This window comes from Arthrobacter sp. THG-b23, from assembly GCF_059091265.1.
Genome location: NZ_JBNHGM010000002.1, coordinates 559,310 through 575,011, shown reverse-complemented (window position 1 = coordinate 575,011; position 15,702 = coordinate 559,310). Strand labels below are relative to the sequence as shown.

17 protein-coding genes are annotated in these 15,702 nt (G+C 69.7%); 9 read left to right on the top strand and 8 right to left on the bottom strand.

Translation table 11 applies throughout. The features are described 5' to 3' along the window. Positions 1-9: 9 nt before the first annotated feature. The 3 genes from AC5RVD_RS06380 to AC5RVD_RS06370 are packed head-to-tail and all read left to right on the top strand — an operon-like array spanning position 10 to position 2,611. Positions 10-795 (top strand): alpha/beta hydrolase, encoded by a 786-nt coding sequence (locus AC5RVD_RS06380; protein ID WP_494126403.1) that lies wholly within the window; start codon positions 10-12, stop codon positions 793-795. A gap of 40 nt (positions 796-835) precedes the next feature. Then, a complete protein-coding gene (locus AC5RVD_RS06375) occupies positions 836-1,750 on the top strand; it encodes a carbohydrate kinase family protein (protein ID WP_494126402.1) in 915 nt (304 codons plus the stop codon). A 39-nt stretch (positions 1,751-1,789) separates the two neighbouring features. Beyond that, positions 1,790-2,611 carry an HAD family hydrolase gene (locus AC5RVD_RS06370; protein ID WP_494126401.1) on the top strand — a complete coding sequence of 274 codons (822 nt, stop codon included), beginning with the start codon at positions 1,790-1,792 and terminating at the stop codon, positions 2,609-2,611. Positions 2,612-2,630: 19 nt separating this feature from the next. Here the strand turns inward: AC5RVD_RS06370 and AC5RVD_RS06365 are convergent, their stop codons facing one another. Next, positions 2,631-3,308, bottom strand: coding sequence for a hypothetical protein (locus AC5RVD_RS06365; RefSeq protein ID WP_494126400.1), 678 nt, complete (start codon positions 3,306-3,308; stop codon positions 2,631-2,633). Between the two features lie 48 nt (positions 3,309-3,356). Between AC5RVD_RS06365 and AC5RVD_RS06360 the strand changes: the two genes are divergently transcribed. The 3 genes from AC5RVD_RS06360 to AC5RVD_RS06350 are packed head-to-tail and all read left to right on the top strand — an operon-like array spanning position 3,357 to position 5,813. Further along, positions 3,357-4,160, top strand: a complete 804-nt coding sequence (locus AC5RVD_RS06360; protein WP_494126399.1) for a glycerophosphodiester phosphodiesterase family protein — start codon at positions 3,357-3,359, stop codon at positions 4,158-4,160. After that, positions 4,157-5,278, top strand: coding sequence for a glycerate kinase (locus tag AC5RVD_RS06355; RefSeq protein WP_494126398.1), 1,122 nt, complete (start codon positions 4,157-4,159; stop codon positions 5,276-5,278). Before AC5RVD_RS06360 ends, AC5RVD_RS06355 begins: the two co-directional genes overlap by 4 nt. A 28-nt stretch (positions 5,279-5,306) precedes the next feature. Next, on the top strand, positions 5,307-5,813 hold the full coding sequence (locus tag AC5RVD_RS06350) for a hypothetical protein (RefSeq protein ID WP_494126397.1): 507 nt from the start codon (positions 5,307-5,309) through the stop codon (positions 5,811-5,813). 114 nt (positions 5,814-5,927) lie between these two features. On the opposite strand, the gene AC5RVD_RS06345 is transcribed toward AC5RVD_RS06350, so the two are convergent. The 4 genes from AC5RVD_RS06345 to pgm form a co-directional block, all read right to left on the bottom strand. After that, positions 5,928-6,179: a hypothetical protein gene (locus AC5RVD_RS06345; RefSeq protein ID WP_494110973.1), complete on the bottom strand. Its 252-nt coding sequence runs from the start codon at positions 6,177-6,179 to the stop codon at positions 5,928-5,930. 146 nt (positions 6,180-6,325) lie between these two features. Then, on the bottom strand, positions 6,326-6,535 hold the full coding sequence (locus AC5RVD_RS06340; RefSeq protein ID WP_494110974.1) for a dodecin: 210 nt from the start codon (positions 6,533-6,535) through the stop codon (positions 6,326-6,328). Between the two features lie 138 nt (positions 6,536-6,673). After that, positions 6,674-7,999: a uracil-xanthine permease family protein gene (locus AC5RVD_RS06335; RefSeq protein ID WP_494126396.1), complete on the bottom strand. Its 1,326-nt coding sequence runs from the start codon at positions 7,997-7,999 to the stop codon at positions 6,674-6,676. Positions 8,000-8,118: 119 nt separating this feature from the next. Beyond that, on the bottom strand, positions 8,119-9,765 hold the full coding sequence (gene pgm / locus AC5RVD_RS06330; RefSeq protein ID WP_494126395.1) for a phosphoglucomutase (alpha-D-glucose-1,6-bisphosphate-dependent): 1,647 nt from the start codon (positions 9,763-9,765) through the stop codon (positions 8,119-8,121). Between the two features lie 146 nt (positions 9,766-9,911). On the opposite strand from pgm, the gene AC5RVD_RS06325 reads away from it, so the two are divergent. Further along, on the top strand, positions 9,912-10,355 hold the full coding sequence (locus AC5RVD_RS06325; RefSeq protein WP_494110977.1) for a DUF4190 domain-containing protein: 444 nt from the start codon (positions 9,912-9,914) through the stop codon (positions 10,353-10,355). Between the two features lie 85 nt (positions 10,356-10,440). Here AC5RVD_RS06325 and AC5RVD_RS06320 read toward each other — a convergent pair whose 3' ends face one another. The 3 genes from AC5RVD_RS06320 to AC5RVD_RS06310 form a co-directional block, all read right to left on the bottom strand. Further along, positions 10,441-11,934 carry a peptide MFS transporter gene (locus tag AC5RVD_RS06320; protein WP_494126394.1) on the bottom strand — a complete coding sequence of 498 codons (1,494 nt, stop codon included), beginning with the start codon at positions 11,932-11,934 and terminating at the stop codon, positions 10,441-10,443. 103 nt (positions 11,935-12,037) lie between these two features. After that, positions 12,038-13,420, bottom strand: coding sequence for an amidase (locus tag AC5RVD_RS06315; protein WP_494126393.1), 1,383 nt, complete (start codon positions 13,418-13,420; stop codon positions 12,038-12,040). A 121-nt stretch (positions 13,421-13,541) separates the two neighbouring features. Continuing rightward, positions 13,542-14,285 carry a Type 1 glutamine amidotransferase-like domain-containing protein gene (locus AC5RVD_RS06310; RefSeq protein ID WP_494126392.1) on the bottom strand — a complete coding sequence of 248 codons (744 nt, stop codon included), beginning with the start codon at positions 14,283-14,285 and terminating at the stop codon, positions 13,542-13,544. A gap of 131 nt (positions 14,286-14,416) precedes the next feature. On the opposite strand from AC5RVD_RS06310, the gene AC5RVD_RS06305 reads away from it, so the two are divergent. Continuing rightward, positions 14,417-14,743 carry a rhodanese-like domain-containing protein gene (locus AC5RVD_RS06305; protein ID WP_494110981.1) on the top strand — a complete coding sequence of 109 codons (327 nt, stop codon included), beginning with the start codon at positions 14,417-14,419 and terminating at the stop codon, positions 14,741-14,743. After that, positions 14,743-15,669, top strand: a complete 927-nt coding sequence (gene pheA / locus AC5RVD_RS06300; RefSeq protein ID WP_494126391.1) for a prephenate dehydratase — start codon at positions 14,743-14,745, stop codon at positions 15,667-15,669. The genes AC5RVD_RS06305 and pheA overlap by 1 nt, the downstream gene beginning before the upstream one ends. The last annotated feature ends 33 nt before the right edge of the window (positions 15,670-15,702 follow it).

Genomic DNA, 15,702 nt, shown 5'->3' with positions numbered 1-15,702 from the left:
AGTGCAGGGATGGAGTGTACCCGGCACAGCTACGGCCCGGATCCCAGCCAGTATGCGGAACTGTACCTGCCCGCCCGGCGCCGGCACACCGCCGTCGTCGTCATTATCCACGGCGGGTACTGGCGCGCTGCCTATGGTGCCGAGCTCGGACGCCCGCTGGCCCGGGACCTCGCCGGCCGCGGCTGGGTCTGTTGGAATGTCGAATACCGGCGCGTAGGCAACGGCGGCGGCTGGCCGGAGACGTTCGACGACGTTGCCTCCGGCATCGACCTGCTCGCCGATGCGGCGCAAGAGTCGGGATTCGCGCTCGAGCGCGTGGTGGGGCTGGGCCATTCGGCCGGCGGCCAACTGGCGGTGTGGGCCGCCGGACGGGGCCGGTTGCCGTCGGAGGCCTCCGGCCTGCGGGTGCCCGGCGCGGCCCCGCGGGTGGAGTTCGACGCGGTGCTCAGCCAGTCCGGGGTACTGGATGTGGCGCGCGCCCACGAGCTGCGCGTGAGCGACGGCGCGGTCGAAAACCTGCTCGGGCGGCCGGAGGGTGCGGACGCAGATGGGGCGGATCCCTACCGGCTCGCCGATCCCATGCGGAACGTGCCGCTGCCGGTCCCCGTCTACGCCTTCCACGCCGACCAGGACGCCGACGTGCCGAGGGAGCTGTCCGGGAACTATGTCGCCGCCGCCCGCTCTGCCGGCGGGACGGCCGAGCTGGTGCCCGTTCCCGGGGACCACTATGCGCTGATCGATCCTGCTTCTGCTGCGTTTGCACGCATCCGCGGGGTGCTGGCCCGCCTGGGCTGAGCCGGTGCCGCAACCGTCGGCGCTCTGCTACGTTGGCACTGTGCTCACGGTCATAGGCGAAGCGCTGGTGGACGTAGTCCGCTCCGACACGAGGCCGCCGCGCATGCACGTCGGGGGCAGCCCGATGAACGTGGCGGTGGGCCTGGCCCGGTTGGGCCACCCGGTCCAGTTCGTCGGCCGGTACGGCAAGGACCAGTTCGGGGACCTGGTACACGGCCATCTGCGCCGCAACTCCGTGCTGGTGCCGCTGGGTCCGGATGCGTCGCCGACCAGCACCGCCACCGCCACCCTGGACCCCACCGGTGCGGCCCATTACTCTTTCGACCTGCTCTGGGAACTGCCGGAACTCGACAAGGCCCGGCCCCGGCTGCTCGACGAGACGGTCTGGCTGCACACCGGCTCCGTCGCCACCATGCTGGAGCCGGGCGCCCACACCGTGTTCAGGACCGTCCAGCGGGCCCATCCGCGGGCCCTGGTCAGCTACGACCCGAACTGCCGGCCCACGCTGATCACCGACCGGGACTTCGCCCGGCGGCAGGCCGAAAAGTTCGTGGTGCTGGCCGACGTGGTCAAAGCCTCCGATGAAGACCTTCGATGGCTGTACCCGGACCGTGCCGTCGAGGACACGGCCCGCGCGTGGTTGAAGCAGGGGCCGGCCGCCGTGGTGGTCACGCACGGGGCGAAGGGCAGCTGGGGAGCGGTCCGTGCCGGGACGGCGGAGGTTGCGGCACCGGCGGCCGTGGTCGTTGACAGCGTGGGCGCCGGCGACGCGTACATGTCGGGGCTGCTCGATGCGCTGCTGAACGCAGGGTTCTCCGGCTCCGCCCGGCGCGAGAAGCTGCGGGACATGGCATCCTCCACCCTCGAAGACGTGATGGCGCACGCCGCCCGGGCGGCGGCGGTCACGGTATCCCGGGCAGGGGCGAATCCGCCCCGCCGCGACGAGCTGGGCTAGCGCCGCCTCCGCCGCCGGCCAGACTCCTAGACTGGTGCAATGCGCCTTATCGCCAGCGACCTCGACGGGACCATCATCGGCCGGGACGGCAAAATCAGCCCCCGCACCGTCCGGGCGTTCCGCAGCGCCGCGGCCGCGGGAGTTGAGATCGTGTTCGTGACCGGCCGGCCACCGCGCTGGCTGACTCCGCTGGCCGAACAGATCGGCCACCGCGGCCGGGTGATCTGCTCCAACGGCGCCGTGGTCTACGACCTGGTGTCCGAGCGCGTGCTCTCGGCGCAGACGCTGCCCTACGCGAACATCCTCGAGGTGCGCCGAATCATCCTCGGCCTGCATCCGGCGGTGACGTTCGCGGCGGAAACCACCGAGGGTTTCCTGCTGGAACCGAACTTTCTGCAGCCCGGCTCGGTGGAACTTCTGGACGGCACTGCGCCCGAACTGCTGCCGGAAAGCCTGCGCGGCACCGACTCGGTCGTGAAACTGCTGGCCCGCGGCACGGACATCGACCCCGACGACTTCTTGGCCGAGGTGGCCCCGGCGGTGGGGCATCTGGCCGCGGTGACGCATTCCGCCCCCGGCAACCCGCTGCTGGAAATGGCGCGGCCGGGACTCAACAAAGCGGTGACCCTGGCCGAGTACGCCGGTTCCTTGGGCATTGGTCCCCAGGACGTGGTGGCCTTCGGCGACATGCCGAACGACATCGAGATGCTGCGGTGGGCAGGGGCCGGCTACGCCATGGCCTCGGGCCACCGCACCGCCCTGGAAGCAGCTCCGTTCCGCGCCCCTGCGTTCGCCGAGGACGGCGTCGCCCAGGTGATCGAGGAACGGCTGGCCGGCCGGCAGGCACCGCAAGGGGCGTGACCGCTGCCAGGGGCCCGGGTCAGGAGCCTTGCACCGCTCCGGCAGGCGCCGCTCGGCGCCGGGTTTCCGGACGCTCGGCCAGGTACCGGCGGGCAAACCAGCTGGGGCCCACGCTCCGGTTCCGCCGGGGCGGATCCACGTCCGCAACGATCAGCTCCTCATACGGGCCGGCCTCGGCCGCAACTCCCGTGTCCGGCGCGGCGATGAAGCTGCGGCCCGGCCCGCTCCAGGCCACCGCCGGTGCGGATGCCCCGCGGCGGGCCAGTGCACGGAACCAGCAGTCCCGCCCGCTACTGCCGCCGGGCACCAAGAGCAGTTGTGCGCCGTCGTCGGAGACCGCCCGGCGGGACCTGCCGGTGCCCGGAGCGACCGCGCCGGCGTCGTCCTCCGTAGCCAGGCCGATGAGCAGCCCGTCCAGCGGGACGACCGCGGCAGCGTCGGTGCAGGCCTGGAGGTCGCCGGTCGCGTCGAACAGCCAGAGTTCGGCGCTGTTGCCCTCGCCGATGGTGCCGGCCGCCACTGCGACCCGATGCCGCGCCGCGAGCCTGCCCAGCTCGCGGCGGAAGTCCGGGGCGAACCCCGCGGGCAGCACCAGCAGCTGCGCACCCAGCCCGGCGGCCTGTTCCAGCCAGCGCCGGCATCGCACCCGCGCCCCATCGCCGCGTAGCCCGGCAGCCTGCACCACGGCTAGACGCATCGGTTCCTCCTCATCGGCGGTCGTGGCGGGGCCGGTAGAGTACCGACTGTGAGCAGCGCCAGCCCGTACCTCAATCCTACGTTTCCCGGTTCCGGGCAGGGCCGGCCCCTGGCCATGTCCCACCGGGGTTTCTCGTTGGACGGGCGGGAGAACTCGATGGCGGCGTTCCGCGCGGCGGTCGGTCTCGGCTACGCCTACCTGGAGACCGACGTCCGGTCCACCCGCGATGGCGTGCTGGTGGCCTTCCACGACCCGACGCTGGAGCGTGCCACCGACGGCCGCGGGGAACTGGCGGCGCACACGGCCGGCCAGCTGGCGCAGGTGCGGATTTCCGGCGAGCCTATCCCCACGTTCGAGGAGTTGCTGGCCGCCTGGCCCGACGTGAACCTCAACGTGGATGTCAAGGACATGGCGGCCGCCGACGAATTGGCCCGGTTGATCGAAGCCTACGACGCGCACGGCCGGGTGCTGGTGGCTTCCTTTTCGGACCGGCGCCGCCTCCGCGTGCTGCGTGGGCTGAGCCGCCCCGTGGCCGGCTCCGGCGGTGTATATGCAACGTTGGCAATATACCTGCTGGGGTATGTAGGTTTGGCCGGCTGGTTGGCGCGGCTGGCCCGGGTGCACGCGGTGCAGGTGCCGGTGAAGTACGGTCCGTTTGCATTGGTCACGCCGGGGTTCGTGCGGCGCTGCCATCGCGCCGGCCTGCAGGTGCACGTGTGGACCATCAATGATCGCGCAGAGATGGAACGGTTGCTCGCACTGGGAGTTGATGGAATAGTCTCCGACCGCGCGGATATTCTGGCCGAGGTGATGGCTGAGCGCGGCAGTTGGCCGCAGAGGGAGTCTGCATGAAGGTCTTGATTGCACCGGACAAGTTCAAGGGAACCTTGTCGGCTGCCGAGGCGGCTGCCGCAATGGCCGAAGGTGTGCTGCGGGTCTACCCGGACGCCCACGTGCAGCTGCTCCCGGTGGCCGACGGCGGAGAGGGCACCTTGGAGGCGGCCCTCGCCGCTGGTGCCACCGAGCACACCGAGCGCGTAGTTGGTCCGCTGGCGCGTGAGGTCACCGCATCCTGGGCCCTGCTGGAGCGGCCGGATGGCAAGACTGCCGTCATCGAAACCGCGCGGGCGTCCGGGTTGCTTCTCACCGAGCCCAGCGTGCAGTCGGCGCTCACGGCCCATTCCTACGGGTGCGGCCAGCTGATTGAAGTGGCGCTGAATGCCGGCGCCACCGAGATTGTGCTGGGGGCCGGCGGCTCCGCCATGACCGACGGCGGGTCCGGCGCCCTCCGCGCACTCGGCCTGAAGATCCTCACCGGCGGCGGCGCCGAAGTCCTGCTCGGCGGCGCCGCCCTGGCGACCGCGGACCACTTGGACACCTCCGGCCTGGACCCGCGCTTGGCGGAGACCGTGCTCCGGGTGGCAGCCGACGTCTCGAATCCGCTGTACGGCCCCGACGGGGCGGCGCACGCTTTCGGTGAACAGAAGGGCGCCGATGCGGTCTCGCGGCGGTTGCTCGACGAGGCGCTGCAGCGGTGGGCCCAGCTGCTGCTGAAGGCAACCGGCCGCGACGTGAACGTGGCGGGCGCCGGCGCGGCAGGCGGCTTCCCGTCCGGTTTCATGGCGCTGGCCGGTGTGCGGCTGGAGCGGGGTTTCGACGTCGTCGCCGATCTGGTGGGGCTTGAGGCTGCCTTGGCGGATACAGACCTGGTGCTGACCGGCGAGGGGACGCTGGATCGGCAGTCTGAATTTGGCAAAGCGCCGCTCGGCGTCGCCGGGCGTGCCCAGGCACGGGGCATCCCCGCCGTCGTCGTTGCCGGGCAGATCGATCTGGCGCCCGACCAGTTGGCCGAACACGGCGTGCACGCGGCCGCCAGTGTGGTCGAGGCGGCAGGCAGCCGCGAACAGGCGATGGCCCAGGCCGCGCGCTATGTCACCTTGGCCACGCAGCAGGCGCTCGAAGGGGCTTGAGCCCGGTGGCCACGCCTATCATGAGGGCATGAGCAGTACCGTCGTCCCGCCGCCCTCGGCCGTCCGCCAGGGCCTTCTCCGCACCCTGGTCCTTTGGCTCGCTCTTCCGATGGCGGTGCTGGTGCCGCTGTGGGTGGTGGCCGGACGGGCGCTCTTTGGCATCGGCGGCCAGATGGTGCTCTGGCTGGGCATCAGCCTGGGCCCGGTGCTGCTGGTCCTGCTCTTGCTGACCGGCGTAAAGCTGATCGAGACCGCGCGCCGGGGCGTGCTGCTCCCGGTGCGGGCCGCCGTGGTGCCGGCGCTGGCCTGGCTGCTGGCGCTAGCCTTCGGTTTCACCGTCCCGGACTTCGGCGGCGGCGCCGGAGAGGGCGCGTCCATCATGTCGCTGCTGGCCGGCCAGTCCGCACTGGGAATGTCCACCGCCTTGTGCAACCCGTGCGGAATCATCGCCGTCGGGCTGGCGATAGCGGCCACGGTCTTCGCCTACCGGGCCGCGGGCGATGCCCGGCGCGGCAGCGGTGCCAACGGCGCCTGACATCGACCGGGGCTGTTAGGCGAGGCCACCGGTACGGCGGCCCCCCGGGCCGGCGCGCGGCTTGCCAGTTAGCCCCGCGACTACGGATGCGGCGGTGGCGCCGCCGCGGCCTTGCTACTCGGTTGGGGCGGAGGGGGGAACGAATCCGTCCTGACCGGGTTCGTTCTCGTACTCCGGGTCCTCGCTTTGGCGGTATTCGCCGTCCGGGCTCAGGCCTGGTACCTGCTGCCCTGCATTGAGCAGGCTCGAGGTGAAATGCTCACCGTCGAACTTTGCTGCGGAGTCGTTCTCGGGCTCCGGGGCGCCGATGTCGTCGCGCAGATGCTCGTCGTCGGGCAATTTGTCTTCATCACGTTGCTGGCTCATGGGTCAAGCACACCACCGCATCCACCCCGGCACAATGGGGGGGGGCAGCCCCGCGGCGACGGGCGGGCCCGTCCGCCGTGACCCGCCGGCTGCATGCGCCGCCCGCCTCGTCCGCGGGAGGCCTGGCGGCAGCCAGTCCGCCGCGGTCAGCTTTCGTGGCGGAAACCGAGCTTGATGGTCACCTGCCAGTCGGCGACCCTGCCTTCGCTGAGGTGGCCGCGGACGGACTTCACTTCAAACCAGTCGAGGTTGCGCAGCGTCTTGGAGGCTTCGGCGATGGCGTTGGTAACCGCGGCATCGATCCCGTCGGGCGAGGTACCCACAATTTCCGTGACGTTGTAGACGTGGTTGGCCATGCTTTCCTCCTCGTGACATCCCCCGGACCGGACGCCGCGGGAGCGATGACTGCAACGCTAGCCCCACGGGTCCTCACGGTCTAGGGGGCGGCGGTCCTGGGCCCGGCCGCGCAAACAGGTGGCTGCCGTGCGGGTTGATCAACCGAGCTTGGACGGCCTGACGCCCTGGTCTTCAATGGAATCCACGGGCTCGGTGTGGCGCCAGCGGGCCACCGCACTCATGCCGTGGAAAATCAGCAGTGCCGCTGCCGATCCCAGCGCGATGCCTTCGAACTGCAGCTCGCCCACCGTCCATTTGAAGTTGGCAATGCCGATCACCAGGGCAACCCCGGCCACGGAGAGGTTGATGGGGTTGGCGAAGTTCACCCGGTTCTGGACCCAGATCCGCACCCCGAGGATGCCGATCATGCCGTAGAGGACGACGCCGGCACCGCCCAGGACTCCGACCGGAACGGTGGCGATGGCGGCTCCAAACTTCGGGAGCAAGCTCAACAGGACGGCGACAATGCCAGCCACCCAGTATGCGGCGGTGGAGTAGACCTTGGAGGCAGCCATCACGCCGATGTTCTCGGCGTAGGTGGTGGTGCCGGAGCCGCCGCCGCTGCCGGCCAGCACGGTGGCCAGGCCGTCTGCCATCAGTGCGCGGCCAGTCACGGGGTCAAGATCCTGCCCGGTCATCGCGGACACGGACTTCACGTGGCCGATGTTCTCTGCGACCAGTACCAACACCACGGGGAGGAACAGGCCGATCAAGGAAATGTGGAATTCGGGCGCGTGGAACTCGGGCAGACCGATCCAGGCCGCGTCATTGATCTTCGAAAAATCCACCTCGCCCCGCAGGATGGCCACCACGTAGCCGACCAGCACGCCTATCAGGATGGACAGCCTGCCCAGCAGCCCGCGGAACAACACGGTAACGAGCAGGATGGCGACGACGGTGACTAGCGCCGTCACGGGCCCCTTCTCGAAGTTCTGCTTGGCGGCCGGCGCCAGGTTGAGCCCGATCAGCGCCACGATGGCGCCGGTGACCACCGGCGGCATCACCACGTTGATCCAGCGCGTGCCGGCTTTGTGCACAAGCGCGCCGATCAGGAAGAGCAAGGCTCCGGCCATGATGAGGCCGCCGAGCGCTCCGCCCATTCCGTGCTGGTTCATGGCGGCGCCGATCGGGGCGATGAACGCGAAGCTGGAGCCCAGGTAACTGGGCACCCTGCCTGCCGTGATGATCAGGAACAGGATGGTGCCCACTCCGGAGAACAGCAGCGTGGTCGACGGCGGGAATCCGGTCAGCAGCGGAACCAGGAAGGTGGCGCCGAACATGGCGACCACGTGCTGGGCCCCGACGCCCATGGTGCGCGGCCAGGTGAGCCGCTCCTGGGGTCCGACTACCGTGCCCGGTGAAATGTTCTTGCCGTCGCCATGCACGGCCCAACGGAACGGGGAAGACTTTGCAGGCGTGCTCATGGTGGGCCTCTTCGGGGAGTCAGCGGGAAAATGTCCGGGGGACATCCTACCGCCGGAACAGCGGTACCGTGTCGTGCTGACCGTTCGCAGGCGCGGCGGGGGCCGCCCGTGGCACGATGTCAGGCGATGACGGCGTCCACGATCGCCTTGGCCTCCGCCTGCACCTGTACCAGATGGTCTTGGCCACGGAAGGATTCGGCGTAGATCTTGTAGACGTCTTCCGTGCCCGATGGCCGGGCCGCGAACCACGCGTTGTCGGTGGTGACCTTGAGCCCGCCGATCGGTGCGCCGTTGCCGGGCGCTTCGGTGAGCTTGGCGGTAATCGCCTCGCCGGCCAGTTCCGTGGCGGCCACGTCGGCGGCGGAGAGTTTCGCCAGCGCGGCCTTCTGCTCCCGGTTCGCCGCCGCGTCGATCCGTGCGTACGACGGCGCCCCGAACTTCTCGGTCAGCCCTGCATAGAGTTCGGACGGCGAGTTTCCGGTCACGGCCATGATTTCGGAGGCCAGCAGCGCCAGCAGGATGCCGTCCTTGTCCGTGGACCACGGCTTGCCGTCGAACCGGACGAAGGAGGCCCCGGCCGACTCCTCGCCGCCGAAAACGCCTTCGCCGGAGAGCAGTCCGGGCACGAACCACTTGAAGCCTACGGGAACTTCCACCAGCTGCCGGCCCAGGCCGGCCGCCACCCGGTCGATCATCGAGGAGGACACCAGCGTCTTGCCCACGGACGCACCGGCCGGCCAGTCCGGCCGGTGCCTGTAGAGATAGTCGATGGCCACGGCAAGGTAGTGGTTGGGGTTCATCAGCCCCGCATCAGGGGTGACGATTCCATGGCGGTCCGCATCGGCGTCGTTGCCGGTGGCAATGTCGAAGTCGGCGCCGCCGCCGCGCACGGCGTTAATCAGCGAGGCCATCGCCGACGGCGAGGAGCAATCCATCCGGATCTTCTCGTCCCAGTCCAGGGTCATGAACGCCCATTGCGGGTCCACCGCCGGATTGACCACGGTCAGGTCCAGGCGGTGCCGCTCGGCGATGGCGGCCCAGTAGTCCACCGAGGCCCCGCCCATCGGGTCGGCGCCAATCCGCACGCCGGCGGAACGGATGGCGTCCAGGTCCAGCACCTGCGGCAGGTCGTCCACATACGCGCCCAGGAAGTCGTAGGTCCCGATGGCCCCCGAGAACCGGGCTTGACCCACTGTCATCCGCTTGACCCCGCGCAGGCCGGCCTCCAGCAGTTCGTTGGCGCGGGCGGCAATCCACCCGGTGGCATCCGAGTCCGCGGGGCCGCCGTGCGGCGGGTTGTACTTGAAGCCGCCGTCGCCGGGCGGGTTGTGCGAGGGTGTGATCACGATCCCGTCGGCTTGGGCATCCGGATGGGCGGCGTTGTGGGTGAGGATCGCGTGGCTGACCGCCGGCGTCGGGGTCCACCCGGTGCGGGAATCGACCAGCGCCGAGACGCCGTTTCCGGCCAGTACCTCGAGGGCGGTGTCCTGGGCCGGGTCCGAGAGGGAATGCGTGTCCTTCCCGACGAACAGCGGTCCGGCGATGCCCTGCCCCGCGCGATACTCCACGATCGCCTGCGTGATGGCGGCAATGTGGTCCTCGTTGAAGGACGCCTTCAGGCTGGAGCCGCGGTGCCCGGAGGTACCGAAAACCACGCGCTGGGACGGGTCGGCCGGATCGGGCTTGACGTCGAAGTACGCGTCGCGCAAAGCGGTCAGGTCAACAAGGTCGCTGGGAAGGGCCACTGTGCCCGCACGGTTTGCCATGCCTCCAGCATGCCAAAAAACCACGGATCCGTGGCGGTTCCGTGACGGATCCGACCCAATGGCCGCCGATCTTCCCGCGCGCCTAGACTGGAAGCAGCACCGCAGCTGCGCGCAGCAGCGAATCAATCCCAGGGGGAATCAACATTATGTCCGGCACGGAGAACAGGCCGCCTTTCAACGACCCGAAGCACCCGGGGTGGTACACGGATCCCAACGCAGGCCAGGCCTTGCCCCAGCCGCCGTCGCTGCCCGAAGCGGCGAACCCGTACTCGTACCAGCCGGGCCCCGGCGCGCAGCCGTACACCGGCCAGCAGCCGTACGGCGGACCGGACTACAACCAGCCGATGTACTACACGCCGCAGGCCGAGCCGAAGGGCCTGAGCATCGCGGCGCTGGTGCTGGGCATCGTCTCCGTGGTGACGTTCGGCTTCATGCTGGTCCCGCAGGTTTTGGCCATCGTGTTCGGCCACATCGCGCTGGGCAAGGAGCGTGCCGGCCGTACCCTCGCGCTGGCCGGCCTGATCATGGGCTACGCGGTCACCGGCATCTGGTGCCTGCTGCTCTTCATCGGCATCCTCAGCGGACTGTAGATCCGTCCAAACACCCATCACGACGGCGATGCCCGGGCGGGATTGAATCCCCGCCCGGGCATCGCCGTCGTTGTGGAGGCCGGTCCTAGCGGATGCCGCCCATCAGCTTCTTCAGGGACGGCACGGCCGCAGCCAGGCCGGCGCCGAGGATGATCGCCGTCACGCCGATAAAGCCGAAGTACGGGGCTTCGTTGGCCGGGTCGTAGTAGCCGGCCAGGATGCCCGCCAGCGTGGTGCCCAGTGAGATGGAGAGCAGGAACAGTGCCACCATCTGGGTCTGGAAGGCCTTCGGCGCCAGCTTGGTGGAGACCGAGGAGCCGGTCGGGGAGAGGAACAGTTCCGCCATGGTGAACAGGAACAGGATGCCGACCATGGCCAGCAGCGGGGTGGAGTTGGCGCCGCCGCCGGTGAGCGGGATGAACGCCAGGAACGCCAGGCCCATCACGACCAGGCCCAGGGCGAACTTCAGCGGCGAGCTGGGCTGCTTGGGGCCGAGCTTGGTCCACAGGGCAGCGAAGATGCCGGCGAAGATGATGATGAACACCGGGTTGATGGACTGCACCCAGCTGGCCGGCATTTCCCAGCCGCCCAGCGTGCGGTCCAGCTGCTTGTCCGCGTACAGGGCCACCACGGTGAACTGCTGCTGGAACAGCGCCCAGAACGCGGCGGAGGCGATGAACAGCGGGATGAAGGCGTAGACGCGCTTGCGCTCCACGGCGTCGACCTGCTTGCTGGAGAGGATCACCACGAAGTACGCCACGGCGGCGATGATCGCCAGCCAGGCCATGATCGGGGCCAGGTTTGAGGCGGTCACAAAGCCGAAGGCCACCAGCAGCACCACGACGACGACGGCGGCCACGGCCACGGCGGCGACCTTGCCGTAGTTGCCGCGCGGCAGCGGGTTGGCCACATGGTGCGCGGCCTCGGGCAGGTTCTTGCGGGTCAGGGCGTACTGGGTGAGGCCGATTGCCATGCCCAGCGCGGCCAGGCCGAAGCCGTAGTGGAAACCGAGCTGCACCTGGGCCAGGCCGGTGAGCAGCGGGCCGAAGAGGCCGCCGATGTTCACGCCCATGTAGAAGATGGAGAAGCCGGCGTCGCGGCGGTCGTCCTTCAGGCTGTAGAGCGAGCCGACCAGCGAGCTGGCGGTGGCCTTGAGGCCGCCGGAGCCGATGGCCACCAGGATCAGGCCGATGGCCAGCCCCACGCCGCCCGGGATCAGGGCCAGCGCGATGTGGCCCAGCATGACCATGATGCCGGTGTAGAAGAGGACCTTCTCGGACCCCAGCATGCGGTCGGCAACCCATGCGCCGAGGATCGAGGAGAGGTACACGCCGCCGCCGTAGGCGCCCACCAGGCCGGTGGCAATTCCTTCGTCAATCCCGAGGCCGCCCTCGGCGACCGAGTAGTACATGTAGTAAAGCAGGATGCCCTGCATGCCGTAGAAGGAGAAACGCTCCCAGAGTTCTACGGAGAAAAGATTCGCCAGCATCCGTGGATGCCCGAAGAAGGTTTTGCCGGTCTGAGTGGACTGTTTTGTTGTTTCCGGCTGCGGGTTCCCGGACTGCACGGTATTGCTCACGGTGTTCTATTCTGACAGTCCGCTACATGTATTGTCATATTCTGCGCCCGGGACGGGGCTGCGTGCTAATGCATATCCGCAGGTCAGGCCGGGGTTCAAGGATTCATTGCGCGCTCTCCAGTTGCGCAGCGGCGGCCAGCAGCACCGCCTCCGAGCCGGGCTTGCCGATCAGCTGGACGCCCATGGACAGACCCTCCTCGGTGGTGCTGACGGGCACCGCGATGGCGGGCAGCCCGCACACGTTGACCAGCGACGTGTACGGCGAGTACTGGCACTGGCGCATGTAGTCAACGTCCGCGCTGTTGGACGTGTACCAGCCCACCGGCCGGGGGGTCTGGGCCAGCGCCGGCGTCAGAACCAGGTCGTACCGGCCGAACTGTGCCCGGGTGTCGTCCTGGAAACGCGCCAGCTCGGCCAAGGCTTCCGGCAACGCCTCCGGCCTGCGCTTCAGGGCGCGGCGCCGGAAGGCGCGGGTGAGCGGCATGAGCTGCGGTTCGCGGCCGGCTGGCAGCTCCAGCCGGTTCAGTCCGGAGGTCCACACCGTGGCAAACGCTTCCGGGTAGCGGTTGTCATAGCTGATCTCTGCTTCCTCCAGCGCGTGGCCCAGCCCCAGCAGCAGCTCCACCGCCGTGTCCAACGCCTCGCGTGCCTCCGGCTCCAGCGACAGCGGATAGGCGGACTCGAACGGAGAGTCGGTGCTGACGCCGATCCGGAATCGCCCTTCGGCGCGTAGCGCGGCAGCCAGGAAGCCGGGTTCCCCCGGGAAGGCCGCGCGGGCCCGCGGCTCGTCCGCCATGGCGTCCATCAGCAGTCCGGCATCGGCCGCCGTGCGGGCCAGGGGCCCGGCGACCACCAGCCGGCCGGCGTCGTCTCCGGTGGTGCCGGCCGGGAGCCGGCCGCGTCCCGGTTTCAGCCCCACCAGCCCGGTGGCGGCCGCCGGGATCCGGATCGAGCCGCCACCGTCGGAGCCGGGGGCGAAGGGAAGCATGCCGGCGGCCACGGCAGCGGCGCTTCCGCCGGAAGAACCGCCCGGACTCAGCGCGGGGTCCAGCGGGTTGCGGGCCGGCGGCGCCACACGGTTCTCGCTGTAGGAGGTTAGGCCGAACTCGGGGACCTGCGTCTTGCCCAGGCTGATGACGCCGGCGGATTCGAGTACGTCCACCAAGGGGTGGTTGGCCAATGCCGGCCGGTGCTCCAAAGCCGCGCTGCCGTGCGTGGTCGGAACGCCGGCCACATCCGTGAGGTCCTTGAAAGCCACCGGCAGGCCGTGCAGCCGGCCCAGGGGCCCGCCGCGTGCCTGGTGGTCGTCCGCGGCGCGTGCCTGTTTGAGCGCCTGGTCGGCCGTGACGGTGATGAAGGCGCCGAGCCTTGGATTCAGGGCGTCGATGCGTTGGAGGTAATGCTCCGTCAGTTCGCGGGCGGACAGTTCGCCGCGGGCCACGGCGTCGCGCTGGGCGACAGCCGTCAAGTCATGCAAAGCAGTCATCGCCCGTAAGCGTAGCCCTGCCCGGCGGTGGGGGCTAATCCCCGCAACCCATCGGCGCGCCGGTGTCTCGCCCTGCCCGTGTCCGCCCGTGGCTGCCGCCCCGCTGTTCCCGCCCGCCCGGTCAGCCGAGGAACCTGGCTTCGATGGGTTCCTCCACCGCGACGGCATCGGGCCCGTCGCCGGCCTGGGCTGTCACGCGGTAGGCCAGTTTCCCGTCGGTCTCGCTGACCGCCTCAGCCAGTTTTGTGCCGCGGTAGACCAGCCCGACGCCGTCGTCGGTGCAATGCGTTTCGCCCAGGATGCCGTCCGCCACGAGCCGGTGCACCAGCGGCCGGCGCTGCGGTTCCGAGTCGTAATGGACGCCGTTGTCGTAGGGCAGCAGTGCCAGCCCGTTCGTGACCAGCCGCAGCTCGGGGCCGAAGGAGTCGGTGGTGCCGCCGCGGAACCAGCAGATGGAGCCGGCGGAGACCCCGGCCAGGACCACGCCGGCCTGCCAGACCCGTCTGAAAATATCCTCCAGCCCGTGGACCCGCCACACGGCGAGCAGGTTTGCCACCGAGCCGCCGCCTACCCACACCACGTCCTGGCCCAGCAGGTGCTCCTCGATGTCCGGCACATTGGGCATGGTGAACAGGTTCAGATGGCTCAGGCCGTAGCCGGCACCCCTGGCCGCCTCGTCCAGCTCGGCTTGGAACCAGCGCTGGTCGCCCCCGGCGGTGCCCAGGTGGACCAGCCGGGGTGCCCGCCCGGTGGGCCCCGCCAGTTCGACGGCGTAGTGCACCAGGTGGTGGAACGCGATCCGGCTGCGAACGCCGGCCTTGATTCCGCCGGACGTCGCGAGGATGGTCGGCTGGTCTGCGGCCATGGGTGCCCCTGTCTCATTAAGGTGCGGCGGACGATCCCACTATAGGCTTGGAAAGGGGGCAAATCGCGGGTACGCCCGGAGCAGGAATTGACCAGCGGCGGAACGGCCTGCCGCGGATAACGGAGGTTGCCATGAGCGATGTAGAGAACGTGGACGTCAACAGCGTCGGCGGCGACGCCACCATTCTGGACGTGCGCGAAGACTACGAATGGGAAGCCGGACATATTGCAGGCGCCGTGCACATTCCGCTCAACGAGCTGCCCCTGCGCCTGGAGGAGCTGGACCCCGACGTGGACCTGCATGTGGTGTGCCGCAGCGGCGGGCGGTCCTTCCGGGCCACCGAATGGCTGATCGGCAACGGATACTCCGCAGTGAACGTCGACGGCGGGATGGGTGCCTGGCTGGACGCCGGCAAGCCGATCGTCTCGGAGAACGGGCAGGAGCCCCGGGTCCAGTAATGGCAGGCGTCTATACCTTCCTGGGGCCGGAGGGAACGTTCACCGAAGCCGCCCTCCTCCAGGTTCCCGGGGCGGCTGACGCGCGCCGGATTCCGGCCGCGAGTGTCGAGGCCGCCGTGGACGCCGTTCGCGCGGGCGAAGCCGGCGCGGCCATGGTTCCGATCGAGAACTCGGTCGAGGGCGGAGTCAGCGCCACGCTGGATGCCATCGCGGGCGGCGAGCCGCTCCGGATCATCGGGGAGGAACTGGTCCCCATCCGGTTTGTGCTGGCCGTCCGGCCCGGCATCGAGCGGGGGGACGTCGCGGTGGTGTCCACCCATCCGCATGCCTGGGCGCAATGCCGCACCTGGTCCGGAGCAAATATTCCCCAGGCGGAATATCTTCCCGCCTCCTCGACGGCCGCGGCAGCGGTGGGACTGCTGGAGCCTGCCGCCGGCTACGATGCGGCGATCTGCTCGCCGCTCGTGGCCCGGCAGCGCGGCCTGCAGGTGCTTGCCGAGGACATCGGCGACATTCCGGACGCCGTCACCCGGTTCATTCTGGTGAGCCGGCCCGGTGCCCTGCCCGTGCCGACCGGCGCCGACAAGACCACGCTGGTGGTCCCGCTGCCGCAGGATCATCCGGGGGCGCTGGGGGCAATCCTGGAACAGTTCTCCAGCCGGGGCGTGAACCTGAGCCGGATCGAGTCCCGCCCTACCGGCCAGTTTTTGGGGGACTATTTCTTCAGCCTCGACGCCGAAGGCCACTTGGCCGAGGAGCGGGTGGCCGACGCCGTCCGCGGGCTGCACCGGCTCAGCCCGGGCATCCGGTTTTTGGGCTCCTACCCGCGCGCCGACCGGCGCGGACTGACGGTTCCGCGCCGCAACCAGGACGAGGCCTTCCGGAAGGCCGACCTATGGGTGCAGGACCTGCTGTTGGCCCGGTGACGGCCTCGCCGGGCTGTCGGCCCGCGGTTATGG

Bases quoted from the DNA above. Each gene is read 5' to 3' on its own strand.
- AC5RVD_RS06370 (WP_494126401.1), top strand. From the start codon at position 1,790: ATGCGCCTTATCGCCAGCGACCTCGACGGGACCATCATCGGCCGGGAC.
- AC5RVD_RS06325 (WP_494110977.1), top strand. From the start codon at position 9,912: ATGTCCGGCACGGAGAACAGGCCGCCTTTCAACGACCCGAAGCACCCG.
- AC5RVD_RS06350 (WP_494126397.1), top strand. From the start codon at position 5,307: ATGAGCAGTACCGTCGTCCCGCCGCCCTCGGCCGTCCGCCAGGGCCTT.
- AC5RVD_RS06380 (WP_494126403.1), top strand. From the start codon at position 10: ATGGAGTGTACCCGGCACAGCTACGGCCCGGATCCCAGCCAGTATGCG.
- pheA (WP_494126391.1), top strand. From the start codon at position 14,743: ATGGCAGGCGTCTATACCTTCCTGGGGCCGGAGGGAACGTTCACCGAA.
- AC5RVD_RS06310 (WP_494126392.1), bottom strand. From the start codon at position 14,285: ATGGCCGCAGACCAGCCGACCATCCTCGCGACGTCCGGCGGAATCAAG.
- AC5RVD_RS06340 (WP_494110974.1), bottom strand. From the start codon at position 6,535: ATGGCCAACCACGTCTACAACGTCACGGAAATTGTGGGTACCTCGCCC.
- pgm (WP_494126395.1), bottom strand. From the start codon at position 9,765: ATGGCAAACCGTGCGGGCACAGTGGCCCTTCCCAGCGACCTTGTTGAC.
- AC5RVD_RS06315 (WP_494126393.1), bottom strand. From the start codon at position 13,420: ATGACTGCTTTGCATGACTTGACGGCTGTCGCCCAGCGCGACGCCGTG.
- AC5RVD_RS06355 (WP_494126398.1), top strand. From the start codon at position 4,157: ATGAAGGTCTTGATTGCACCGGACAAGTTCAAGGGAACCTTGTCGGCT.
- AC5RVD_RS06345 (WP_494110973.1), bottom strand. From the start codon at position 6,179: ATGAGCCAGCAACGTGATGAAGACAAATTGCCCGACGACGAGCATCTG.
- AC5RVD_RS06305 (WP_494110981.1), top strand. From the start codon at position 14,417: ATGAGCGATGTAGAGAACGTGGACGTCAACAGCGTCGGCGGCGACGCC.
- AC5RVD_RS06335 (WP_494126396.1), bottom strand. From the start codon at position 7,999: ATGAGCACGCCTGCAAAGTCTTCCCCGTTCCGTTGGGCCGTGCATGGC.
- AC5RVD_RS06365 (WP_494126400.1), bottom strand. From the start codon at position 3,308: ATGCGTCTAGCCGTGGTGCAGGCTGCCGGGCTACGCGGCGATGGGGCG.